This window comes from Streptomyces sp. NRRL WC-3618 (assembly GCF_001280005.1).
Taxonomy (GTDB): Bacteria; Actinomycetota; Actinomycetes; order Streptomycetales; family Streptomycetaceae; genus Streptomyces.
Map to the genome: position 1 here is coordinate 44,599 of NZ_LGDW01000478.1, position 23,083 is coordinate 67,681.

23 protein-coding genes and 1 pseudogene are annotated in these 23,083 nt (G+C 70.5%); 11 read left to right on the plus strand and 13 right to left on the minus strand.

Annotation, left to right across the window (positions count from 1 at the left end):
* Nucleotides 1-45 precede the first annotated feature (45 nt).
* Together ADL01_RS37085 and ADL01_RS37090 are read right to left on the minus strand one after the other, a co-directional pair.
* Nucleotides 46-2,103, minus strand: coding sequence for a thioredoxin domain-containing protein (locus tag ADL01_RS37085; RefSeq protein ID WP_053746457.1), 2,058 nt, complete (start codon nucleotides 2,101-2,103; stop codon nucleotides 46-48).
* Between the two features lie 30 nt (nucleotides 2,104-2,133).
* Entirely contained in the window at nucleotides 2,134-2,814 is a 681-nt protein-coding gene (locus ADL01_RS37090) for a hypothetical protein (RefSeq protein WP_159049737.1), read from the minus strand.
* 218 nt (nucleotides 2,815-3,032) lie between these two features.
* Between ADL01_RS37090 and ADL01_RS37095 the strand changes: the two genes are divergently transcribed.
* Nucleotides 3,033-6,239: a tetratricopeptide repeat protein gene (locus tag ADL01_RS37095; protein ID WP_053746459.1), complete on the plus strand. Its 3,207-nt coding sequence runs from the start codon at nucleotides 3,033-3,035 to the stop codon at nucleotides 6,237-6,239.
* A 76-nt stretch (nucleotides 6,240-6,315) separates the two neighbouring features.
* On the opposite strand, the gene ADL01_RS37100 is transcribed toward ADL01_RS37095, so the two are convergent.
* Both ADL01_RS37100 and mca read right to left on the minus strand, forming a co-directional pair.
* A complete protein-coding gene (locus tag ADL01_RS37100) occupies nucleotides 6,316-6,573 on the minus strand; it encodes a hypothetical protein (RefSeq protein WP_078960989.1) in 258 nt (85 codons plus the stop codon).
* Nucleotides 6,566-7,447, minus strand: coding sequence for a mycothiol conjugate amidase Mca (gene mca / locus ADL01_RS37105; RefSeq protein WP_078960990.1), 882 nt, complete (start codon nucleotides 7,445-7,447; stop codon nucleotides 6,566-6,568). Before mca ends, ADL01_RS37100 begins: the two co-directional genes overlap by 8 nt.
* 124 nt (nucleotides 7,448-7,571) lie before the next feature.
* Between mca and ADL01_RS37110 the strand changes: the two genes are divergently transcribed.
* Together ADL01_RS37110 and greA are read left to right on the plus strand one after the other, a co-directional pair.
* Nucleotides 7,572-7,970 (plus strand): DUF4307 domain-containing protein, encoded by a 399-nt coding sequence (locus ADL01_RS37110; protein WP_053746462.1) that lies wholly within the window; start codon nucleotides 7,572-7,574, stop codon nucleotides 7,968-7,970.
* A 210-nt stretch (nucleotides 7,971-8,180) separates the two neighbouring features.
* Nucleotides 8,181-8,678 (plus strand): transcription elongation factor GreA, encoded by a 498-nt coding sequence (gene greA / locus ADL01_RS37115; protein ID WP_053746463.1) that lies wholly within the window; start codon nucleotides 8,181-8,183, stop codon nucleotides 8,676-8,678.
* A gap of 69 nt (nucleotides 8,679-8,747) precedes the next feature.
* On the opposite strand, the gene ADL01_RS37120 is transcribed toward greA, so the two are convergent.
* The 3 genes from ADL01_RS37120 to ilvA all read right to left on the minus strand — a co-directional run bounded on the left by ADL01_RS37120 (nucleotide 8,748) and on the right by ilvA (nucleotide 12,095).
* The gene (locus ADL01_RS37120; RefSeq protein WP_234354931.1) at nucleotides 8,748-9,527 is read right to left on the minus strand and encodes an ABC transporter permease; all 780 of its coding nucleotides are present in this window, start codon (nucleotides 9,525-9,527) and stop codon (nucleotides 8,748-8,750) included.
* A 17-nt stretch (nucleotides 9,528-9,544) separates the two neighbouring features.
* Nucleotides 9,545-10,576 (minus strand): ATP-binding cassette domain-containing protein, encoded by a 1,032-nt coding sequence (locus tag ADL01_RS37125; protein ID WP_053746465.1) that lies wholly within the window; start codon nucleotides 10,574-10,576, stop codon nucleotides 9,545-9,547.
* Nucleotides 10,577-10,856: 280 nt separating this feature from the next.
* Nucleotides 10,857-12,095 carry a threonine ammonia-lyase gene (gene ilvA / locus ADL01_RS37130; protein WP_053746466.1) on the minus strand — a complete coding sequence of 413 codons (1,239 nt, stop codon included), beginning with the start codon at nucleotides 12,093-12,095 and terminating at the stop codon, nucleotides 10,857-10,859.
* Nucleotides 12,096-12,259: 164 nt separating this feature from the next.
* Here ilvA and ADL01_RS37135 point away from each other — a divergent pair, with 164 nt between their 5' ends.
* The 3 genes from ADL01_RS37135 (at nucleotide 12,260) to ADL01_RS37145 (ending at nucleotide 13,672) form a co-directional block, all read left to right on the plus strand.
* Nucleotides 12,260-12,763 (plus strand): MarR family winged helix-turn-helix transcriptional regulator, encoded by a 504-nt coding sequence (locus ADL01_RS37135; protein ID WP_053746467.1) that lies wholly within the window; start codon nucleotides 12,260-12,262, stop codon nucleotides 12,761-12,763.
* Nucleotides 12,764-12,926: 163 nt separating this feature from the next.
* A complete protein-coding gene (locus ADL01_RS37140; RefSeq protein ID WP_053746468.1) occupies nucleotides 12,927-13,427 on the plus strand; it encodes a sigma factor-like helix-turn-helix DNA-binding protein in 501 nt (166 codons plus the stop codon).
* Nucleotides 13,424-13,672, plus strand: a complete 249-nt coding sequence (locus ADL01_RS37145; protein WP_053746469.1) for a hypothetical protein — start codon at nucleotides 13,424-13,426, stop codon at nucleotides 13,670-13,672. Before ADL01_RS37140 ends, ADL01_RS37145 begins: the two co-directional genes overlap by 4 nt.
* Before the next feature lie 60 nt (nucleotides 13,673-13,732).
* Here ADL01_RS37145 and ADL01_RS37150 read toward each other — a convergent pair whose 3' ends face one another.
* A complete protein-coding gene (locus ADL01_RS37150; protein ID WP_053746470.1) occupies nucleotides 13,733-14,887 on the minus strand; it encodes a cystathionine gamma-synthase in 1,155 nt (384 codons plus the stop codon).
* A 154-nt stretch (nucleotides 14,888-15,041) separates the two neighbouring features.
* On the opposite strand from ADL01_RS37150, the gene ADL01_RS37155 reads away from it, so the two are divergent.
* The 3 genes and pseudogenes from ADL01_RS37155 to ADL01_RS37165 all read left to right on the plus strand — a co-directional run.
* Complete coding sequence (locus ADL01_RS37155) at nucleotides 15,042-16,160, plus strand: hypothetical protein (RefSeq protein WP_053746471.1); 1,119 nt, start codon at nucleotides 15,042-15,044, stop codon at nucleotides 16,158-16,160.
* A gap of 272 nt (nucleotides 16,161-16,432) precedes the next feature.
* Nucleotides 16,433-18,094, plus strand: coding sequence for a M48 family metallopeptidase (locus ADL01_RS37160; RefSeq protein WP_053746472.1), 1,662 nt, complete (start codon nucleotides 16,433-16,435; stop codon nucleotides 18,092-18,094).
* 34 nt (nucleotides 18,095-18,128) lie between these two features.
* Nucleotides 18,129-18,548: pseudogene (locus ADL01_RS37165) on the plus strand (hypothetical protein); the annotation flags it as partial.
* A gap of 111 nt (nucleotides 18,549-18,659) precedes the next feature.
* Here the strand turns inward: ADL01_RS37165 and msrA are convergent.
* The 4 genes from msrA to ADL01_RS37180 all read right to left on the minus strand — a co-directional run bounded on the left by msrA (nucleotide 18,660) and on the right by ADL01_RS37180 (nucleotide 21,451).
* A complete protein-coding gene (msrA, locus tag ADL01_RS37170; RefSeq protein ID WP_053746474.1) occupies nucleotides 18,660-19,172 on the minus strand; it encodes a peptide-methionine (S)-S-oxide reductase MsrA in 513 nt (170 codons plus the stop codon).
* Between the two features lie 149 nt (nucleotides 19,173-19,321).
* A complete protein-coding gene (locus ADL01_RS46975; protein WP_234354925.1) occupies nucleotides 19,322-20,176 on the minus strand; it encodes a hypothetical protein in 855 nt (284 codons plus the stop codon).
* Nucleotides 20,080-20,709 (minus strand): hypothetical protein, encoded by a 630-nt coding sequence (locus ADL01_RS46980; protein WP_234354926.1) that lies wholly within the window; start codon nucleotides 20,707-20,709, stop codon nucleotides 20,080-20,082. Before ADL01_RS46980 ends, ADL01_RS46975 begins: the two co-directional genes overlap by 97 nt.
* A gap of 205 nt (nucleotides 20,710-20,914) precedes the next feature.
* The gene (locus tag ADL01_RS37180) at nucleotides 20,915-21,451 is read right to left on the minus strand and encodes a hypothetical protein (protein ID WP_053746475.1); all 537 of its coding nucleotides are present in this window, start codon (nucleotides 21,449-21,451) and stop codon (nucleotides 20,915-20,917) included.
* Nucleotides 21,452-21,698: 247 nt separating this feature from the next.
* Between ADL01_RS37180 and ADL01_RS46985 the strand changes: the two genes are divergently transcribed.
* Nucleotides 21,699-22,115, plus strand: a complete 417-nt coding sequence (locus tag ADL01_RS46985; RefSeq protein WP_053746476.1) for a hypothetical protein — start codon at nucleotides 21,699-21,701, stop codon at nucleotides 22,113-22,115.
* Nucleotides 22,116-22,260: 145 nt separating this feature from the next.
* Entirely contained in the window at nucleotides 22,261-22,359 is a 99-nt protein-coding gene (locus ADL01_RS46990) for a helix-turn-helix domain-containing protein (protein WP_234354927.1), read from the plus strand.
* Nucleotides 22,360-22,499: 140 nt separating this feature from the next.
* Here ADL01_RS46990 and ADL01_RS37190 read toward each other — a convergent pair whose 3' ends face one another.
* The gene (locus ADL01_RS37190; RefSeq protein ID WP_053746477.1) at nucleotides 22,500-23,051 is read right to left on the minus strand and encodes a DUF3455 domain-containing protein; all 552 of its coding nucleotides are present in this window, start codon (nucleotides 23,049-23,051) and stop codon (nucleotides 22,500-22,502) included.
* Nucleotides 23,052-23,083: the final 32 nt, after the last annotated feature.

Here is a 23,083-nt window from a genome sequence, read left to right on the forward strand (position 1 = left end):
CGAGATGTCGCGTTACCTCCGGTAATGCCCTGGTGGGAGCCGCCCTCAGCCGCCCAACGCGACGCGCAGACGCTCCGGATCGGTCGTCGGAGCGTCACAGGTGAAGTTACGGCAGACGTACGCGGTCGGTTCACCGCCGACGAGGATCCGCCCGGCGAGCAACGGCAACTCGTCACTGTCCGCTACCCCCGCGGCGACCACGGCCCCCGGAGCGGTACCCAGAAGTGCCGTACGGTGCAGAACAGCTGTGGCCGGATCACCGAGCGAAGGACCGACCACCGCGACCTCCCGCGGCCCGTCGAGCAACGCCTCGGCGACAGCGAGCCCCCACCCGATGAACCGCGGCACACGCGGCCCGAGCGCCTTCACGACACCCAATGCCCGCTCGGCGGCGGCCCGATGGGGCTCCGACCCGGTGTGCGCGGCATAACCGAGCAACGCCCCAGCCGCCGCGCTCCACCCGGAGGGCACCGCGTTGTCGGTCGGGTCCTGCGGCCGCCGGATGAGCTGCTCGGCGTCGCTGGCCGTGTCATACAGCGCACCCGACTCCGCGTCGACGAACCGCGTGAGCACATGGTCGAGCAGGAGCCCGGCGAACTCCAGCCACACCCCTTCCCCCGTCACGGAAGCCAGCGCGAGGAACCCCTCGGCGACATCGGCGTAGTCCTCCAACACCCCGGCGTTCGCCCCGACTTGCCCGTCCTTGCTGGTACGGGCGAGGTGGGCCCGGTCGTCCAGGTGAACCCGTACGAGGAGATCGGCGGCGGCCAGCGCGGCGTCCACGAGATCGGGCCTCTCGAAGTAGGCGCCGGTCTCCGCGAGCGCGGCGATCGCGAGCCCGTTCCAGGCGGCGACCACCTTGTCGTCCCGCCCCGGAGCGGGCCGCCCACCACGGGCGGCAAGCAACCGCGCCTTGATGGAATCGACCTTCTCGGCGTCGAACACGCCCTCTTGCTGCGGAAGTTGGAGAACAGAGGCGCCCTCCTCGAACGTCCCCTCCACCGTGACCCCGAAGTAGTGCGCGGCAAGCCCCGCGTCCTCGGCACCGAGCACCTCGGCGAGCTGGGCCGGCGTCCAGACGTAGTAGGCGCCCTCGACGTGCTTGCCGGTCCCGTCGTCGCTGTCGGCGTCGAGCGCGGACGCGAAGCCGCCTTCAACGGTGCGGAGTTCACGCACCATGAAGTCGGCGGTCTCCAGGGCGACGCGCCGCGCGAGCTCGCTGAGTTCATCAGCGACTCCGTCGCGGGCGGTGGCACGCCACAGGTGGGCATAAACCCGACAGAGCAGAGCATTGTCGTACAGCATCTTCTCGAAGTGGGGCACCACCCACTCCCGGTCCACGGAGTACCGGGCGAACCCGCCGCCGAGCTGGTCGTAGATCCCGCCCCGGGCCATGCGCTCGCAGGTGTCCTGGGCCATCTGCAGCGCCCCCTCGGCCCCCGTACGAGCGCTGTGCCTCAGCAGGAACTCCAGGACCATGGACGGCGGGAACTTCGGCGCCCCGCCGAATCCGCCGCGCTGGGCGTCGTACTCCCGGGTCAGCCCGAGCAACGCCCGCGCCTGCTCCTCCTCGCCGGGCGCCTCGGCCGCGCCGTACTCGATCTCGCGTCCGGCGAGGTCACGCACGATCTTCTGAGCGACCTCGGCAACCTCGTCGCGCCGATCGGCCCAGGCGGCGCGGACCCCCTCCAGCACCTCACGGAAGGAGGGCATGCCACTGCGCGGCGCGGGCGGGAAGTAGGTGCCGAAGTAGAAGGGCTCGGCGTCCGGGGTCAGAAACACCGTCATGGGCCAGCCGCCCTGGCCGGTCGCCGCCTGGACGGCCTCCATGTAGACGGCGTCGACGTCGGGACGCTCCTCACGGTCGACCTTGACATTGACGAAGTGCTCGTTGAGGTAGTCGGCGGTGACCTGGTCCTCGAAGGACTCGTGGGCCATGACGTGACACCAGTGGCAGCTGCTGTACCCCACGCTCAGCAGGACCGGTTTGCCGCTGCGCCGCGCCTCCTCGAACGCCTCCTCCGACCAGGGCCACCAGTCGACCGGGTTGTCGGCGTGCTGGAGGAGGTAGGGGGACGTCTCATGGGCCAGTCGGTTCGGCATGGGGTCCATCCTGCCGCAGGACCCGATCTGTCAGGCGCCAGGCGTGTCCCAGACGGTGACGTTCAGTTTTCCGGTGCCGGTGCTCGGGGCGGTGACGACCTTCAGGTAGGCGACGCGGCCCTCGTCGGTCATCAGGCAGAAGCGGTCGCCCCGCTTCACGTCCGCCGTGTAGGTGCCATTGCGTTCCACGCTGTCGGCGCACTCGTCGGCCGTGGGGGCGGTCCCGGAGGCGGGCAGCGGAGCCAGCATGGACCCGGAGCCCGGCACGAACAGATTCGGGTCGCCGAGAGACGCGCCGAAGATGATGTCCGCGCCTTTGAGGGAGCTGCCCGACACGATCGGCTGGGCCGAGTCCAGTTCGATGTACGACCCGCTGTTGGTCGTGTCGGCGTCGACGACCTTCGGGCCGAACCGCGGGTGCACGGCCGTGGCGGCGCCGGAGGTCTTGGTGGGCGACTCGGGCTGCTGCTCCTGGCCGGTCTTCTCCGCCGGAGCGGACGAGCGCGCCGGCGCCGACGTCGGTGCCGACTCCGCGCCCTTGTCGTCCGACGAGCCCGGCCGGCTCACCAGCACCGTGACGAGCAGTCCCACAACAGGGATGACGATGCCCACGACCCACCAGGCCCAGCGCGGCTGCTGCGGTCCCTGCGACGGCGGGTACGGCGGCGGCGCGTACGCCGGACCAGCCGGCGGCGGGTTCTGGCTTGCCATGTCTTGTTCTCCCCGTTCGATACCTGTGATCACGATAGCCGCGCCGCGCCCCTCCCGCATCGACGGCTCCTCCCGCGTCACCCAGGTCGACCACGTCAACAGGTAGGCCCGGCACCGCGATCAGGGCCTCACGCCCCCTCGCCCCCATGCGCCGTACGCAGGACACTTGACCAAGGAGCCACCGGAAACAAGCCGTTGCTGCCAGAGGGGGACACACCATGCGGGACAGCCACCGGGCGGAAGCCGAGCGGCTGTTGGGCCGGGCCGTGGAGGAAGAGGTACGGCGGTCCGGGGGGCGTACCGACGGGAGCGCGCTGCTCACGCGGGCGCGCGCGGCGCTGGACGACATCGCGCAGTCGTCCGCCGAGGAGTACACGGCGTACACGCGGGCGCTCGACGAGGCGAAGGCCGGGCAGCTCACCTTCGGGCAGCGGTACGCCCGGGAGGGCGCCGGAACTCCCTTGCTGGTGGCTGCCGTTGCCGCCCTCGCCGCGGGCGTCGCCGACCTGGCGCTCGGCACCGGCGCGGCCCCCGCCGTGGGCGCGGCGCTGGCCGCGGGCGTGGTGGGCGCCGCCGCGACCGTCCTGAAGGTGACCGCCGCCCATGTGCCGGCCGCCCATCATCGCGCCGGCGCGGTGAGCCAGCCCGGCGGTCCCGAACAGCTGCGGCTGACGTGGCTGACGGCGCTGGAGGTACGCGGCATCCGTCCGTTCCTCGACCAGCAGCGGGTGCTCAGCGCGTCCACCGGGCCGAAGAAGTCGGGCCCGAGGCTGCGCGGCAGCGACAAGAGCGCGGCGGCCCGCAGCCGCAGCCTGCTGGAGCAGTCGTTCGCCCAACTCCCTGATCCGTACGAGCCGTTCGCGGGTCGGCGGCAGGAACTGGCCCGTATCCGGCAGTGGGTGCACGCGGCCCGGGCGAGCACGGAGACCCGGCCGACCGTGGTCGTCCTGCACGGCGTGCCCGGCAGTGGCCGCAGCGCGCTCGCGATCCACGCGGCACACGATCTGCGGGACCAGTTCCGGGGCGCGTGCGTGGTGGATCTGCGCGGCGACAGCCCTCAGGAACCGCCGCTGCCCACCCGCGACGCCCTGCTGCATCTGCTGAACCGGCTCGGCGCTTCCCGCGAGCAGTTGCTCTTCCGTGAGCGTTCATCACCGGACCAGCAGGTCAGAAGGCTGAGCGAGCTGTACAACCAGCACCTCACCAGCGTCCCGGTGACCATCGTCCTGGACGACGCCCAGGACGCCGAGCAGGTCCGTACGCTCGTCCCGGAGCGCTCCGACAGTCTCGTCATCGTCACCTCCCGGGAGCCCCTCGCTCTCCCGGACGACCTGCCGTTCTGGGTCCATCAGCTGCCCGTCGAGGCCTTGGACGCGGCGGGCTCGGAGGAACTGCTGGGCGCGTGCGCGCAGGCGCAGCCCGGCCCCTACGACGCCGAATCCGCCGACCGGATACGGGAGTTGTGCGGGGGTCTGCCGCTGGCGCTGCGTATCGCGGGCTCCTCGCTCGGCCCGCGCAGCCAGCGCGGACTGGCCACGGACCTGGGCGCGTACGGCCCGGTGGAGCCGGTGGAGCGAGTGCTGTGGCTGCGCTACACCGACCAGTCGGAACCGGCCCGGAGGCTGCTGCGCAGGCTGGCGCTGGCCGGGCGGGCCTCGCTCGGCGCGGCGGCCGCCGCGGCCCTGCTGGCCACGGACCGGACGGAGGCGACCCGTCAGCTGGACGCGCTCGCCCGCGCCGGCCTCATCGACCACGTCCGGGGCAGCCGCTACCGCCTGCACGACCTGGTCCGCGCCTTCGCGCAGGCCCGCCTCCTCGACGAGGAGGAACCGGCGGAGCGCACGGCCGCGCAGGAACGTCTGATCGTGAGCTACGGCGAGCTCGCCGACTCGGTGCTGCGCCTGGTCGACGGCAACATGTCGACCCGCTCCGACCGCTTCAGTCCGCACGGTTTCACCTCCCTCGACGAGGCGCTGCGCTGGCTGGACGACGAGTCGAGCTTCATCACGGCGACGCTGCGGCACGCGGAGGGCGTCAACCAGGCAGCCGTACTGAGCCTGTTGGGCGCCCTGTGCGACTACTGCCTGCTGCGCGGCGACCTCTACCGGCTCGGCGAGATCAGTGAGCTCGCGGAGTCGGTGGACCAGGGTCTGCTGGTCCGCTCGGTGCAGTGGCGTACGGGGATCGCGGCCCGTCAGCTGGGCGAGCTGGACAAGGCGCGTACGACGCTCACCTCGGTCGTCGAGCTGTACATGGAGGCCCATCACGACGCCGGCGCCGCCCGGGCGCTGTGCTCGCTCGGTATCACGCTGCACCATCAGGGCAACCTGATCGAGGCGGCGGCGAAGCTCCAGGAGGCCCTGGAGCTCCAGCAGGCCCCCGAACTGGCGACCGACCGCGCCTGGACGATGCACGCCCTCGCCGCCGTGGAACGCGACCGCTCCCGTCTCGCCGAGTCCTGGGACCTGCTGACCCGTTCCCTGGTCCTGCACAAGGAGGGCGAGTCGATCCACGGCGAGGCGTGGGCCCACTTCCAGCTCGGCCAGCTGGGCCTGCGCATGGGCGACGTCCCGCGCGCCGAGTCCGAACTGCGCACAGCCCTCGAGCTGTACGGCCGTACACGCGACGCCCGTGGCGAGGCCTGGGCCCTGACCCAGCTGGCCCGGGCCCGGCTGGTCGCCGGAGACGCGTCGGCGGCGGTGGACGGGCTGCGCCGGGCGGCGTCGGTGCACCGGGACAACGAGGACGCGCGCGGCGAGGCGTGGTCGGTCTACTACCTGGGCCAGTCGCTGGAGGAGACGGGCAACCTGGATCTCGCGGTTCGCGAGCTGGAACGTTCCCGCACGATGTTCTCCCGCATCCGGGACGTCTACGGCCTGGCCTGCGCCCGCCATCACTCGGCCCGTGTCACCCGCGACCAGCGGGCCGTCCAGACGGGCTCGCTGCGCAACTCGGGCTTCGCCCGCCAGCTCCTGGTGGACGCCCGCGCCGACTTCCAGCGCATCGGGGTGGCCCACGGCGAGGCCTGGACGTGCCTGGAGCTGGCGGTCGTCGACGCGGGCAACTCCCGCGCCCAGCAGGCGCTGGCCCTGTGCGACGAGGCGATCGGCCTGTTCACCTCGTACGGCGACCGGCGCGGCGAGGACTGGGCGCGCTTCCTTCGCTGCACCCTCCTGCCGTACGCGGCCCCCGGTGGCGTCGACATCGGCACGGCGGTGGCCCAGGAGGAGCTGGCCCAGCTCTCCCGTGGCCGCCACCCGTCCCGTGACGAGAAGCTCGACGAGTACGTCGACGCCTACCGGCTCCTTCTGGAGCGCGGGGTGGCCCTGGAGTCGGGCTGGCAGGCGTGGCGCCTTGGCATGGTCCCGAACCGGCACGCCCGGGAGGTCATGGGGGTGCCGGTGACGGCGGCCGGCCGACGGTAGGCCGGCGGTGGATCGGCGGTGGATCGGCGGTAGGACGCGACGCGCGGTCACCGGGTGCCGGGCACCCGGTGCCGCCTCACTCCTGCGCGGATCCCTTACCGGAGCCCTTGGCGGCGGCGGAAGCCTCCTCGAGGTCCGAGTCCGACGCCTCCTTGAACTTGATCCTGCCCATCTGCTTGTTCATCGACTTCATCAGCCCCCATACCGCGAGAGCCATCACCGCGAACACGATGAAGCCGAGGACACCGGGGGTCACCTTGTCCTCGTCGACCTCCGCCGCGAAGGAGACGAGGTGCGTCATTGCCAGGCTTGCGCTTGCGCTCATGTCAGGCATTGTCGCGGATGCCCGCAAAGAGGTCGTCCTCGGGGAGGGAAGTGTCCACGAGCGACTTCGCCAGCTCGTACTCCTCCGTCGGCCAGACCTCCCGCTGAAGGTCCAGCGGCACCCGGAACCAGCCCCCGTCGGGGTCGATCTGCGTGGCGTGCGCGAGCAGCGCCTTGTCGCGGATCTCGAAGAACTCACCGCACGGAACATGCGTGGTCAGCGTGCGCTCGGTGCGCTCGAACTCCGACCAGCGCTTCAGCCAGTCCCCGTACGGCGACTCCATGCCGCGCTCCAGCAGCGCGTTGTGCAGCGCCTCGGTGCGCGGCCGGTTGAAGCCCTGGTTGTAGTACAGCTTCTGCGGCTGGAACGCCGGGCCGAACTCCGACTCCGGGTAGGTCTCGGTGTCCGCCGCGCCGTCGAAGGCCACCATCGAGATCTTGTGGGTCATGATGTGGTCGGGGTGCGGGTAGCCGCCGTTCTCGTCGTAGGTCGTGATCACCTGCGGACGGAACGCGCGGATCTGCTTCACCAGCTCCCCGGCCGCCTTGTCCACGTCCTCCAGGGCGAAGCAGCCCTCGGGCAGCGGCGGCAGCGGGTCGCCCTCGGGCAGGCCGGAGTCGACGAAGCCGAGCCACTCCTGCTTGATGCCGAGGATTTCGCGGGCCTCGTCCATCTCCTTCTTGCGTACCTCGTGGATGTGCTCCTCGATGTACTTGTCGCCCTGCAGCTTCGGGTTGAGGATGGACCCGCGCTCCCCGCCCGTGCAGGTCACGACGTGCACGTCCACCCCCTCGGACACGTACTTCGCCATGGTGGCCGCACCCTTGCTCGACTCGTCGTCGGGATGCGCGTGCACGGCCATCAGTCGCAGCTGGTCAGTCAAGACTCAATCCTCGTAAGTCGGCATCCGGTGTGAGCGGGTGCGATGAGCGGCTTCTATAGTGACCGAACCGAGCGGCCAATAATTCCGAGGCCCGCCTTTCCAGGGCCTCGCGAAGGGGACGATCATGAGTACGGCGACCACGCGACCGCCCGAGGGACGGTACGGCCGCTCCACGGACGAGCGCGCCGACCGCAAGCTCAAGATCGCCGCCACTGTTCTCGGCGCGGTGGTGCTCGTCGTACTCGGCTGGTTCGGCTACCACTACGTCGTCGGCAACAAGATCAGCGCCGAGATCATCACCTTCAAGACGTACGACGACTCGGTCAGGGTGCATCTGGAGGTCCGCAAGGACTCCGGCACGAACGGCTACTGCACGGTCCGCTCGCAGGCCGAGAACGGCGCCGAAGTCGGCCGCGCCGACTTCCGCTTCGACGGCGCCGCCACCCGTATCGACAGGGTCGTCACCCTGCGTACGACGTCCCAGGGCACCACGGCCGAGCTGCTCGGCTGTCACTCCGACTAGGGCCGCGGGCGGGTCCGGGGCCGCCGCCGGGAGCAATCGACGGGGTCACTCTCATCACACAAGCGCTGACCTGCGTTGACGTATTTCTGATGGCTTATGTCCTCCCCCTGCCGCCGCTGAATTGTTAGGCTCGTGGTTTCGCCCATCCGTGGAGGAACATTCTTCTTGGTAGGGCGATGCTTTGTATCCCAGTACCTACGAGGAGCACCTGTGACCCAGACCAGCGAGAACGTCACCTGGCTGACCCAGGAGGCGTACAACAAGCTCAAGGACGAGCTTGAGCACCTTACTGGTCCTGCGCGCACGGAGATCGCCGCCAAGATCGCCGCCGCGCGTGAGGAGGGCGACCTGCGCGAGAACGGCGGGTACCACGCCGCCAAGGAGGAGCAGGGCAAGCAGGAGCTCCGTGTGCGCCAGCTGACCCAGCTCCTGGAGAACGCCAAGGTCGGCGAGGCTCCGGCGGCGAACGGCGCGGTCGCGCCCGGCATGGTCGTGACCATCGCCTTCGACGGCGACGAGGACGACACGCTGACCTTCCTGCTCGCCTCGCGCGAATACGCCAGCGCCGATATCGAGACCTACTCGCCGCAGTCCCCGCTGGGCCGCGGAGTGAGCGGCAAGAAGGTCGGCGCGGACGCGCAGTACGAGCTGCCCAACGGCAAGCTTGCCACTGTGAAGATCCTGAAGGCCGTGCCCTACCAGGCCTGACCTCTGGATCCGCCCTCATTGCCCATGCGATGCCCCCTGCGCCCTCCTGGCGCCGGGGGCTTCGTCATGTCAGCTTTCCACCCGGCGGTACTTGCGGACCGCGAGCGTCCGGAAGACGACGATGATCACGATCGACCAGATCAGCGACGCCCACACCGGATGCTGCATGGGCCAGGCGCTGGACGCCTCGAAGCCCGGGGGGAGGTTGCCGAACAGCTCCCGCGCGGCCTGCACGGTGGCGCTGAAGGGGTTCCACTCCGCGACGTGCTGCAGGAAGCCCGGCATGTTGTTCGCGTCCACGAACGCGTTCGATATGAAGGTCAGCGGAAACAGCCAGATCAGCCCACCCGAGGTGGCCGCTTCGGGAGTGCGCACGGACAGGCCGATGAGCGCGCCGATCCACGAGAACGCGTACCCGAGCAGCAGAAGCAGCCCGAATCCGGCGAGCACCTTGCCGATGTTCTCGTGCGTACGCCAGCCGATGATCAGGGCGACGATCGCCAGGACGACGAGAGTGAGCGCCGTCTGCACCAGGTCGGCGACCGTGCGGCCCGTCAGTACCGCGCCCCGGGCCATGGGCAGCGACCGGAATCTGTCGATGAGCCCCTTGTGCATGTCGTCGGCGATGCCCGCGCCGGCACCCGCGGTGGCGAAGGTGACGGTCTGCGCGAAGATGCCGGCCATCAGGAACTCGCGGTAGTCCTGAGTGGAGATGGACGAGCCCACCTGGATCGAGCCGCCGAACACATAGGTGAACAGCACCACGAACATGATCGGCTGGAACAGCCCGAAGATGATCATCTCGGGAATGCGGACCATCCGGATCAGGTTCCGGCGGGCGATGATCATCGAATCGCTCACGGCGCTCACTTGGCGGTCTCCTTCTCGCTCTTCTCGCCGTTTCCTTTGCTGCCCTCTTTGCCGCTCTCCTTGCCGTTCTCCTCGTCCTTCACCTCGGCCACGTGGCCGGTCAGGGAGAGGAAGACGTCGTCGAGAGTGGGGCGGCGCAGGCCGATGTCGTCGATCTCGATGCCACGGGCGTCCAGTTCGCGGATGACCTCGGCGAGGAGCTTCGCACCGCCGGTGACGGGCACGGTGAGCTTGCGCATGTGCTCCTGGACGGTGACTTCGCCCTGACCCTTGCCGAAGACGCTGAGCACCTCGGAGGCGGTCGCTATGTGCGCGCGCTCGTGCACGACGACCTCGACCCGCTCGCCGCCCGTGCGGGCCTTGAGCTGGTCGGAGGTGCCGCGGGCGATGACACGGCCCTGGTCGACCACCGCGATGTCGTGCGCGAGATGGTCGGCCTCCTCCAGATACTGCGTGGTCAGCAGCAGCGTCGTCCCCCCGGAGACCAACTGCTTGATGACCTCCCACAGTTGCTGGCGGTTGCGCGGGTCGAGGCCGGTCGTCGGTTCGTCCATGAACATCACCGGCGGCGAGACGACCAGGGCCGCCGCGAGGTCGAGCCGGCGGCGCATGCCTCCGGAATAGGTCTTCGCGGGGCGGTCGGCGGCGTCCTCGAGGTGGAACTGCGCCAGCAGTTCGGCCGCGCGGACCTTCGCCGCCTTCGCCTTCATCTGGTACAGCTGGCCGACCATCTGGAGGTTCTCACGGCCGGTCAGATACTCGTCGACCGCGGCGAACTGGCCGGAGAGGCCGATGGAGCGGCGGACGGCGTCGGGGTGCTTCAGGACGTCTATGCCCGCGACGACCGCCGAGCCGCGGTCGGGCCGCAGCAGGGTCGTCAGACAGCGGACGGTGGTCGTCTTGCCCGCTCCGTTCGGCCCGAGCAGGCCGAGGACCGTGCCCTCCGGGACGTCAAGATCGACCCCGTCCAGAGCTTTTACGTCGCCGAAGGTCTTCACCAGACCTTCGGCGTAGATGGCTCCTGGCATATCAGTTCTCCACGTCGTTGGGGACTAGCGCGAGCAGCCTGGATTTTCCCCTTCGCCCCGCCCCGGGGCGCAGGAGGAGGATGGCCGAGCACCCAGAGGGCGGCTGCAGGCGTGCTACACACCATAACGCGATGTATCGCGTCTCTCAATGCAATTTTCCGGAGCCACCCGTCCGAGTGAGATCGGGCGGGTTCGGGTGGCATCCGGGATTCGGGATCGGGTGACATCCGGCACCCGGCATCGGGTGCGACCGGAGCGAGGACCGTCCCCCCCCGGCCCCTCAGTCGATGACGGTGTAACCGGCCTCGCGCAGGGCCTGGCCGACCTCGGCGCAGTGCGTCGGCCCCTTCGTCTCGAGGTGCAGCTCGACCTCCGCCTCCGTGAGCCCGAGCCGCGGATCGGTCCGGACATGACTCACGTCCAGGACATTGACGTCGACCACTGACAACACCCCGAGAAGTGTCGCGAGGGCGCCCGGCCGGTCCGTCAGACGCAGCCGAACGGCCAGGTAGCGGCCCTGGGCGGCCATGCCGTGGCGCAGGATGCGCTCCAGCAGCACGGGGTCGACGTTGCCACCTGACAGCACCGCGACGACCGGCCCCTCGAAAGCCCCCGGCTCGCTCAGCAGCGCGGCGACCGGGCTCGCCCCCGCCGGTTCCACGACGAGTTTGGCGCGCTCCAGGCAGAGCAGCAGCGCGGCCGACAGCTCGTCCTCGCTGACCGTGCGGACCTCGTCCACCAGCTCGCCGATGATCCCGAACGGCACGTCGCCGGGCCGCCCGACCTTGATCCCGTCGGCCATCGTGACCGGGTTCGCGACGGCCACCGGCCGCCCGGCCGCCAGCGATGGCGGATACGCGGCCGCGCCCGCCGCCTGCACACCCACGATCCGTACGTCGGGCCGCACCGACTTCACGGCGACCGCGATCCCGGCGGCCAGGCCGCCGCCGCCGATCCCGACGAGGATCGTGCGCACCTCGGGGCACTGCTCCAGGATCTCCAGGCCCACCGTGCCCTGCCCGGCGATGATGTCGGCGTGGTCGAAGGGGTGGATGAACACGGCCCCCGTCCGCTCCGCGTGTTCCTGGGCGGCGGCCAGCGTCTCGTCGACGACCTGACCATGCAGCCTCACCTCGGCGCCGTACTCGCGGGTGGCGCTGATCTTCGGCAGCGGCGCGCCCTGCGGCATGAACACCGTGGCCCGCACCCCGAGCAGCGCCGACGCCAGCGCGACCCCCTGCGCGTGGTTGCCGGCACTGGCCGCGACGACCCCGGCGGCCCGCTCCTCGGGCAGCAGTCCGGCGATACGGACGTACGCGCCCCGCAGTTTGAAGGACCCCGTCCGCTGGAGGTTCTCGCATTTGAGGTGCACCGGCGCCCCCACCAGCTGGGACAGATGCCGGCTGCCCTCCATGGCCGTCACCCGCGCCACTCCCAGGAGCATCTTCCGGGCACCGCGTACGTCGTCGAGAGTGACGGGCCGCAGGGAGCGCAACGAGTCAGCCGTGCTGTAGCTCATGTCACAAGTCTCGCAGTTCACAGACGCGTCCTCGCAGTGTGACCAAGCTCCGAGACCGGTTTTCGCAGCGCCGGTACGGCCCGCCGTCCGGCCGCGTACCCTGTCCCCCAACCCAGCACCCCCTTTCATGAAGCGAGCCCCCGGCCATGCCCACAACACCCGACATGTCGATGGACATGACGACCGTCGACACCGGTCTCCTCGACACGTTGCAGCACGAGGTCGCGGTGTTCGCGCGCCGTGCCGAACAGACCCGGCTCGGGGGAGTCGGGCAGGTGCGCAACTCGATGGACCGCGCCGCGTATCTGCTGCTCAACCGCCTGGACAACGAAGGCCCGATGGGCGTCAAGGCGCTCGCCGCGAGCATGGGCATCGACTCGTCGACGGTCACCCGGCAGGTGGCTCCGCTCGTCGACACGGGCCTCGTCAAGCGCACCTCGCACCCCGAGGACGGCCGCGCGGTGGTCCTCCAGCTGTCCCCGCGCGGACTGTCGCGGCTGGAGGAAGTCCGGTCGTCGAGGCGTCAGTTGATGGCCGAGCTGACGCAGGAGTGGGCGCCGGAGGAGCGCGAGGTGTTCTGCACGCTCCTCACACGCTTCAACACCGCGCTCTCCTCCCGCATGGCGACCCACAGCCTCCCGGTGGGGGACCCGGAGTCCGCCTCCTGACTCCGGTGGCGAAACCGTCGCGCACGCGCGCGTGTGTCCGCTGCCCGGTGGACTGCTGCTCCCTGGCTCTTGACCGGCGGGCGGCATCTGGCCTCAGATGAGATCGGGCCCTTCGGGACCGGGTCCTCAGGGACCAGGTCCTTGTCGTACGGCGGGAGGCACGGTGCGAGAACGGCAGCCGTCCCGAGGTGGACCGGCCCGGGACTTCGAGGCGTTCGTCGCGGGCGCGGCGGGCCGGCTCCTGCACACGGCCACGCTGCTCACCGCGGAGGCGCCGAACGACAACCCGCGCGCGCGGGTTCTGCTCACGCACGCCTTCGCGCACACGTACGCGTGCTGGGACCGGATGCGCGGCGAGGACCCGTACGACCGGGCCCGCCAGTACCTCGCCGTCCGCTTCGCGCGCGGGGCCTGGCACCAGTACGGCGGTCTCGGCCGGGCCCGCCCGCACCCCGGCAGCCCGCTGGCACTGCTCACCCCCCAGCAGCGGCTGATCCTGGTCCTGCGGCTGTACGAGGGGGTCGGCGAGGAACAGACGGCGGCGCTGCTCGGGCTGCCCACGGAACGTGTGCACGCGATCTGCGACCGGGCGACGGCCATGCTTCTGCACCCGCCGCGCGGCCCGGCGCCGACCGTGGCGGGCCCGAAGGTGGTGCCGTCATGAGCCGGCGCGACCGGGAGGCCGCCGCGCGGCAGGCGATGGAGGGTACGCCGCCTCCGGTGCCGCCGGACCTCTACGCGGAGGTCGTACGGCGTGGCAGCCGCGTACTGCGGCGCAGACGGGCGGCCCGGCGGCTGATGTGGGTGCTGCTGTTCGTCGCGGTGGTCGTCTTCGCCGTGTGGGCGGCGACGGTCCAGCCCTGGGTGGTGCCGCCGTCGCAGACGACTCCACCGCTGACGGGCTGGTGAGACCCGGTCGGTCACGACGACCGACCGGGTCACGGCCGAGCTTGATCCGAACGGCAGGGTCTAGCCGAGGGCCTGCTGGAGGTCCTGAAGGAGGTCGTCGACGTTCTCGATGCCCACGGAGAGGCGTACGAGGTCGCCCGGCACCTCCAGGGCCGACCCGGCGACGGACGCGTGGGTCATGCGTCCGGGGTGCTCGATCAGGGACTCCACACCGCCGAGGGACTCGCCGAGCGTAAACACCTTGGCGCGGTTGCAGACCTCGACGGCCGCCTCCTCGCCGCCCTGGACCTGGAACGAGATCATGCCGCCGAACGCCCGCATCTGCTTTGCGGCGACCTCGTGACCGGGGTGCTCCGGGAGGCCCGGGTAGAGAACACGCGTCACGCGCGCGTGCCGGGTGAGCATGTCGGCGATCCTGGTGGCGTTCTCGCTGTGCCGGTCCATCCGTACGGAGAGCGTCTTGGCGCCGCGCAGCACCAGCCAGGAGTCGAAGGGCCCGGCGACCGCGCCCATCGCGTTCTGGTGGTACGCCAGTTCCTCGCCGAGTTCCTGGTCAGCGGTGACCAGCGCACCGCCGACGACGTCCGAGTGACCGCCCATGTACTTGGTCAGGGAGTGCACGACGACGTCCGCGCCGAGGGCCAGCGGCTGCTGGAGGTAGGGCGTGGCGAAGGTGTTGTCGACGACGAGCCGGGCGCCGGCCTCGCGGGCGATCTGGGCGACGGCGGCGATGTCGGTGATACCGAGGAGGGGGTTGGAGGGGGTCTCCACCCAGACGACCTTGGTCTTCGGGGTGAGGGCGGCGCGTACGGCGGCGGGGTCGCTGGTGTCGGCGACCGACCACTCCACGCCCCATCGGGCGACGACCTTCGCGAAGAGGCGGAACGTGCCGCCGTAGGCGTCGTTGGGGATGACCACGTGGTCACCGGGGCTGAGCAGCGTACGCAACAGGCAGTCCTCGGCCGCCAGTCCGGACGCGAACGCGAGACCGCGGCGACCGCCCTCGAGGGCCGCGAGATTCTCTTCGAGGGCGGTACGGGTGGGATTGGCGCTGCGGCTGTACTCGTAACCGCCGCGCAGCCCGCCGACGCCGTCCTGCTTGTAGGTCGAGACCTGGTAGATCGGCGGGACGACCGCGCCGGTGAGGGGATCCGCGGTGTTGCCCGCGTGGATCGCGAGTGTCTCGAAGTGCTGACTGATGTGCCTGTCGCTCATGTGGACCGAGGGTAGTGCGCTTGCGCGATTCCTGACGGCCATAGCCTGCGGGGACCGGTACGGGGCGGGCGGCACGGGCGAACGGCACGGGCCGGAACGTGGGCGGAACGGCCCTGGTTCGCCAATTGTCAGACCCGTCTGGTTCGCTTGAGGCATGGAGATTCTCTGGGTACTGATGGCACTGGTCATGCTCGGCTTCGTGGTGTTGCCGCTCATGCGGCGCAGGAGTGCCGGTATTCAGCAGGTCGCCCCCGGTGACCCGGACGCCGCGGACCCGGCGAACTACGGCTTCGTCCGGCAGGAGGCGCTGGACATCCGGATGCCCGGCCCCGACCAGGACCTGCTGGACGTCCTGGACGTCGTGCAGCGCACCCAGGACTACAGAGCGGCGGCGCAGTTGCTCGCCGGCACGGAGAGGGACGGCGAGCGGCGCTGGCAACGCGTGCAGGCCTTCGCGGGCGCCGCGTCGCTGGAGCTGCAGCAGCGTCCCGGCGGGGTGAGTGAGTCGCCGGGCGGGCAGTGGCTGCGGGTGTGGCGGGCGGAGGCGCCCAAGGACGCGGGCGGCGCGGCGGTGCACGCGGAGTTCCTGGTGCAGCAGGCGTGGCGGACGTCGACGCCCGGGACGGACGAGTTCCGGATCATCATGGAGGAGGCGAAGGCGGCGTGCGGCGACGCGGCGCTCCTGGCCCCCGGTGACCCGGTCCCGTACATAGTCGAGCTGTCGGTGGCGCGCGGGCTGGCGTACTCCCGTCCGGAGTTCGAGCAGCTCTGGCTGAAGATCCTCGACCGTGCCCCGGAGCACATGGGGGCGCATCTCGCGGCCCTGCACTACTGGTGCGAGAAGTGGCACGGTTCCCGGGCGCTGGCGATGTCGTTCGCGGAAGCGGCGGCGGCAAGAGCGCCGGAGGGCTCGCTGCTGGCGGCGATGCCCCTGTTCGCGGTCTTCGAGCATCTCCCCGAGGTGAACCTGGTCAGCGGCTTCTACCAGAGCGAGGTGGTCACGAAGTCGATCCACGGCGCGCTGTACGCGGTCCACGCGGCCCGGCCGGGCGACCCGATGCTCGCTCACGTACGCCACCTGCTGGTCTTCTTCCTGGTGCGCTCGGAGCGCTGGGCGGAGGCGATGAACCAACTGGTGCACGTCGACGGCCATGTGGGCGCCCTCCCGTGGACGCTCACCGCCGATCCGGCGGCGGAGTTCGCGGTGTACCGGGCGCTGGCGGTGGCGGGGTACGAGGCGAACGGCGGCAGCCCGGCGTCGCTCCTGCGCTAGGCCCTGTCGTTTGGATCATCTCGGTATCGCGGGACGGGAAGAAAGCAGGGGAAGGGGCCGGGCGAGGGACGGGACAGGGCCGGGGGGACAGAGGCCGCAGGGCGGCTGCGCGCGGGCCCTGGATACATGAGCGCCGGGTGGCATGATCATGCCTTGCCTGGCCTCGGTCACGTACGCGATACTCCGCTTTCCCCCACCCGCCGGTCCTGACCCCACCCCACGGCCGCGCGCCCTTCCTACTGTCCCCGTTCCCGTGGAGGGATCCCGGCCCGATGGGCTCGACCCTGCGCGCTCTGCGCGCTCTCGTACTGCTCGCCGGCTTCTATCTGCTCGGCGTGCTCCTGCTGGCGGCGCTCGCCGGCACCGGCTGCCTGCTCTTCGCATACGCGCCGCTCGGCAGCGCCACAATGCTGGCCGCCGTCGCGACAGTGCTGGCGATTCCGTTGGTCCGCGGCCTGTTCATGCTGCGTACGCCGAGGGCAGAGGAGCCACCGGGTCTGCCCGTGACCGAGGTGGACGAGCCGGAACTCTGGCGTACCGTACGAGAGTTGGCCGACCAGGTCGGCACCCGAGCCCCGTCCCGCATCCTCCTCACCGGCGACGTCAACGCCGCCGTGCGCGAGGACGCCCGCCTGCTGGGCCTCCTCCCCGGCCCGCGCCGGCTCCACCTGGGCGTACCCCTCATGCAGGGCCTGACCGAGGCGCAGCTGCGCGCGGTCCTCGCCCACGAACTCGGCCACTACGCCCACTCCGACACCCGGCTGGCCGCCGTCACCCGGCGCGGACGCGTCCAACTCCAGCGCACCATACGGAACTTCGAGGAACGCACGGGCAATGTGGAAGTCCGGGAGCGGGCCCGCCAGGAGCGACGGAAGGCCAAGGCCGAGGCCAGGGGCAAGGAAGGGCGGGAGATCGACACGGAAGGCGTGGGCGTCACGTACCGCACGCCGGCCCGGATCTACACCGCGTACGCCGAGCTGTACCTCCGCGCCACACTCGCCGACTCCCGCCGCCAGGAGTACGCCGCCGACGCCTCGGCCGCCCGGATCGCCGGCCGCGACTCCACCGCGTCGGCACTGCGCGAAATCCCGGTGCTGGAGGGCGTGTTCGGGTTCTACGTGCGCAGCTACGCCACCCTCGGCAACGACGCCGCGCTCCTGCCGCCGCGCGGTGAGGTGTTCGGCGGCTTCAGCCGGATGCTGACCGCCCGCCAGCTCGAACTGGCTTGCCTGCGCAGCGAGTTACCAACGGAACCGACCTCGCCGTACGACTCCCACCCGCCCATGGCCGACCGCGTGCGCCGTGTAGAGCTGCTCCCCGCCGACGACCGCACGGACGAGGCCCCCGGCGCGGCCATCGCCCTCCTGACCGACGAGGAGGGCATCTTCAGGGCACTGGAGGACGCGGTACTGACGTACGAGGTACGGCAGTTGCCGCGTGCCGCCGACTGGCAGGAACTCCTCAACGGCGCGATGGCAGCCAACCTCGCCGCGCTCGACACCCCCCTGCACCGGGCCCTGGCCCTGTACACGAAGAGGCGTCCCACCCTGCCGGCGCTCCTCGCCCTCATCGACGACGGCCAACTGTGGGAGCTGGCACGCCGGTTACCTTTGTCGGACGAGGCGGTCGCGGCGACGGGACGGGCGTTTCGTGAGTTCGTACGCCCGACCCTGCACAACTCGCTGCACAGCATGGTGATGGCGGAGTTCAGCGCGCGGTCGCGGATGCGCTGGGCGTTCTCCTGGGAGCAGCCGGCGAAGGCCCGCCTGCTCCCGGCGCCGGGCAGCGCACCGGACGACGGTGCCCCGGGGCTCGACGCGGCGATCGGCGCCGCCGTGGACAGGGCGCTCGCCGACCACCCGGACACCGCCCCGCTGCGCGCCCTGCTGCCCCCGGCGCCCCACTCCCCCCGCGGAACGGACGCCCCCCGATGACCGTACCGCTGTGGATCCTGGGCATCCTGGCCGTCTCCTGACGGACATCGCGGCCGAGGACGACGCCTGGCTGCCCGCCTGGGAGGCCGAGGGGCCGGCCGGACCAGACGACCCGACCCCGTACATCACGGAGATCTGGACCGCGCTCGGCCTCGGCTACCCGCACTCCGAGATGGACGAGCTGCGGTCCCGGCTCACCGCCCACGACCCGCACCGCTACGAGGCCCACTTCTCGGCGCTGCCGTACTGGTGCGCGTGGTGGCGCGGCTCGCGGCAGCTCGCGACGGAGTTGGCCGAGCGCGCGGCGACATCGGCCCCGCTGGGCAGCCTGGTGACCGCCCTCCCGCTGATCGCCCACGTGAACGCCGCCTTGGCCGCCGACGCCGCCGGGGCCGGGGCCGACCCGACCCACCCGCGCCTGCCGGAACTACGCCACCTGCTGGCGGTGCTACTGCCGCATCCGGAATTTGTCGGCGCAGGCGGTCGTGTCGGCCGGCGCCGGGGCGGAAGCCGGGGTGGGCTGTGACCACGGCGGTTGCCAGCCGGAGCGGAATCCGCTCCGCCGTCAGCCCTCCGTGCGGGCGGGCAGCCGCCATCCCGGGCGCGGGAAGTGGCAGGTGTAGCCGTCCGGGTAACGCAGCAGGTAATCCTGGTGCTCGGGCTCGGCCTCCCAGAAGGGGCCGACCGGCTCCACCTCGGTGACGACCTTGCCCGGCCACAGCCCGGAGGCGTCCACATCCGCGATCGTGTCCTCGGCGATCCGCTTCTGCTCGTCATCCACGTAGTAGATCGCCGAACGGTAGCTGAGGCCGATGTCGTTGCCCTGGCGGTTCTTGGTGCTCGGGTCGTGGATCTGGAAGAAGAACTCCAGAAGCGCGCGGAAGTCGGTCCCCGCGGGGTCGAAAAGGATCTCGATGGCCTCCGCGTGCGTGCCGTGGTTGCGGTACGTCGCGTTCGGCACGTCCCCGCCCGTGTATCCGACCCGGGTCGCGGTCACGCCCGGAAGCCGGCGGATCAGGTCCTCCATCCCCCAGAAGCATCCACCCGCCAGCACCGCCCTCTGCGTCTGCGCAGTCATCGAGGCCCCTCCAATATCCGTCAGCTCGGTCTTCCGGGCCGCTCGGCTCACCCACCACCGACATCCGGGGCCCACTCTCCACAACGCGCGAGGGTTCCCGGCGATTCCGTGACCTTCCCTCCGGCCCGGTGGCCGCCAGCCTCAGGCCGTCAGCGAGGGATGCCCTCGTCGTCGAGGTACCGGTGCATGACCTCGACGGGCAGGCTCGGATTCCTGAGGGCGTGAACGGCGGTCTCCGGATTCGCGCAGCTCTGGAGGATGAGATCGACCGGCAGCGCCGGGTGCTCGGCCGCCATGGCGCGTACCCGTTCGTCGGGGTCGGCGAGCAGCCGGACCACGGCGTCGACGGGTGCTTCGGGGTCGAGCCCCACCAGCCATCGTTTTGCCGGATCCGGGTCGTCGGCGAAACGTCGTCCGATGCCCGCGCTCGGGAAGTTCGGGTGGTCCAGCAGGAAGCCCTTGGTGATCACCCGGCAGTCCAGATACGTCCGCAGCACCACCTCGCCGTCCACGGCCGGCTGGTTCTCGCACAGCAGGAGCCGTACGGGGTAGTCGTCGTCCTTGGAGAGCAGGTCGACGGCGTCGGCGGGCAGGTGGGCGCTGTAGGCGGCGCTGCGCCGTAGCAGGATGTTGGCCGAGCTGGCGCATTGGCGCAGGACGTCGGGGTCGGTGCACCGGACGACCCAGTCGACGGGGTGGGACCGGTCGGACGGGGTGATGGTGACGTCGATGGCGGTACATTCGGCCTCCGTCAGCTCGGGTCGTACCGACACCGCCAGCCGGACGCTGTGCGCGCTGTCGGCCGCCAACGTCCTGACGAGGTCGATGGGAACACTGAGGTTCGCCGCCAGCTCCCGCCGGTCCATCTCCTCGGTGCTTGTCGCGAGCCGTTCGGCGGTCGCCGTACTCATGGCGCCGTACCGGATCGCGTCGTGCCTGTGGTAGCTGCCCGCGTCGAGAAGGATGTCCGTGCAGTCCGCGTCATGGTGGCAGGCCTTGAGCATGGCCGCCTGACGTACTGCGTCATCTGCGTCGTGAAGCAGACGGCTTCGGGCGCCTTCGGAAAGCAGGCTCCACTGACGGCAGGCTGCCTGCCGAAGGTCCGCGTCCCGGTGGTCGGCCAGGCCGGCGACCAGGCTCGGATCCGTGTGACGGCAGAAGGCCGCGCCACGACGGACAGTCGCCTCCGGATCGGCGAGCAGACGCTGCTGGGTGGACAGAGGAAGGGGGGCACGGGGATGCGGAACCAGCTGGGCCCGGCGGCCAGAGACCGACGGACCCGGAGGTCGGGATCGTCCACCAGCCGGGCGCGTTGTTCCGCCGTCACCAGTGCGTTTTCGGCGAACAGTGACCGCAGCCGGTGGTCGGGATGCGCGACGACGGCATCGACCACCTGGTCCGGCAGGGCGCGCAAGGAGATCGTGTCCCAGGCGGCGATGGCTTCCTTGTGCAGCAGCCTGGTCAGCACGTCGACCGGCGCGCCGGGATTGCGCGCGATCGCGTTGATGGTCCGGCGATGACCGCGGTGGTCGCTCATGGTCCTCCCCCCTCAGTCCGCCAACGACCGTGGCGAGCACGCAGATTGTGCGTGTCTCGGGTGTACGAGGTCAATGTCGGGGATCATGCTCCGCCGCATTTCCGAGGAGGCCCAAGGGTGCTCGGCGACAGCGTCTGCGCGCCCGCCGACCGCTGGAGGCGACATCTCCCCCGCGTGGGGCTGACGTGCTGGTTCATCCAGCCGGCTACCGCTGGGAACGGGCGAAGTCGGCGAGGGTGCGGAAGTCGTTTTCGCGCAGACCGATTCGCGGATCGACGTGGTGCAGAAGCCCGGGCCCGCGGTGGTGGGCGGTCACGTATGCCTGGTCCAGATCGCACTGTTCGTCGTCCACCCAGGCGAAGGGACGGCCGTTGGCGTAGTCCACGAGGGGGCCGGTCTTCCAGTGGACCCCGTCGGGACGATCCTGGAACAACGCGTCGCCGAAGTCGACGAAGGGGAGTTCGGGAAGGCCGAGCACCGGGGCTATCCACCGGTTGGCGTCGTCCATCCATGTGGTGGCCCAGCACAGTTCGTAGTCGAGTTGAAGCAGAGATCGCCCGTGCTCCGGATTGAGCCAGACTCGCAGGGGTCGCCACCGCCGCGACAGTCCTCTGGGTTCGTCTGAGCTTCCGCTGCGGAGGGGCACTCTGAGTGTGGTGTAGCCGTCGGGGCGCTTCTCCGGCTTGGCCGCATAGGGGTTGAGCGGCCCGTCCACGTCGAGGAACAGCAGCGGTCGATTCACGATCTCCCCCGGTCTTGCCCAACGTCGGCTGCGCCGTGAAAGCGTAGCTGGGGCGATCGTTTCGCCGTCGCTCTGGTGTCGCGCGTTCTGGCGGAATGATCCCGGCGTGATGCGCCTTCACGCCGATCCGTTCCGGCCGAACTCGGCCGGGCGGGGGCAGCTCACATCACTTCGGCCTGCTGATCATTTTCAGTCAATCCGCTGCTCAGCGGCATGATTTACCGAGGCCCGCGCCACGATTACGGTTATGGCGACTTCGGGGGCAAGGAGCAGTCAACTCGGTGGGCTGGGGCAGTGGTGGGGCGTCGTCGCCGCTGCTCTTCTGATCGCCGCCTGGATCAACAAGGCCGCAGGACCTGTGGTCGTCGCGAGTCTGTCGGCACTTGTGCTGGTCTGGTGCTTCTTCCAGGCCCCCGTGACCTGCGCGGCCCCGGTCAGGGGGCGGAGCGACGGCTGCAGGAACAACGCGACCGGTCTTCTCATGGGTTGCCACATCCGCCAACACCGCTGGCAGAAGCTGAAGATGCTGATCCTCCGACGCAGGGTACGCGAGTTCTGCTCCGGCCTCTTCTCGGACGGGAAAGCCGCTCTCGTCACGCTGGCCGCGATCGGTAGTTTCCTCTCCGGGATCGTGGCCTTCATCCCTGGCATGGCTGTTGGCTGACGTCTTCCTCCTCTGTGATCGGGCGGATCCTGGACGAAGCCCACTCGGCCATCGGCTTGTGCCTCGGGGCACGGTGAAACATCCCCACGGAGTGCCGGGCGCGCAAAGCCCGCCCGGCCGCTGGGCGCCGCCGTGCCCTCGAATCATGAGCGCCAACATCGGCAAGCGGCTCCGGGAAGTGCGCAAACGGCGCGGCATGACACAACGTCAGCCAGCGAGTGAGGCCGGCGCATCCCTCTTCTGATCGCGCTCGAGACTCCGGTGGTGCCGATGCGCTCGGCAGGCGAGTTCATGCCACCGGAGTTGGCGGGCGACCTCGCCGGGACAGGCGACAGTCCCGGCACCAACAGTCGCCGGTACTGTCGCGCTCCGACGACTCGGCGACTACTTGGCGGGCTTGTAGAACGCGTACGTCGCGGAGTACGGAACGCTCACCTGGTCGGTGCCGGTGCAGGCGGCGGCCGGGGCGACTCCGCCGCGGGTGTTGAGGCGCTGGATGTAGGAGACGTCGGCGAAGACGCCGGTGCCGCGTGTGGCGGTGGACTTCAGGAGGAGTTCCGGGATCGTGTCCGCCTTGGCGGAGTTGGCGACGGCGGCGGCGTTGACCGCGCTGCCGTCCACCGTCGACACCCAGACCGGACCACGGGAGTGAAGGGCGACGGCGCGGCGCGAGTGGTCGTTCCTGGCCCAGAGGGTCGCGGCGGGCTCCAACAGCTTCCAGGCACCGTCGGCGCAGGTGTAGGTCTGGACGCCCGCAGCGGAGAAAACGCCGGCCAGCCTGTTGCCGTCGGGCACCTTCAGCGCGGCGGGAACATCGACGCCGTGCCGGACGGGCTGCGGGACGGCGGCCTGGCCGACCGTCGCGCTGAGGAGCGTACCGGCGGTTACGGCGGTGAGAGCAGTGGTGGTGAGGATGAGTCGCTTGGCGAGTTTCATCGGGCTTGTCTCCAGAACGTTTTCTGAACTCT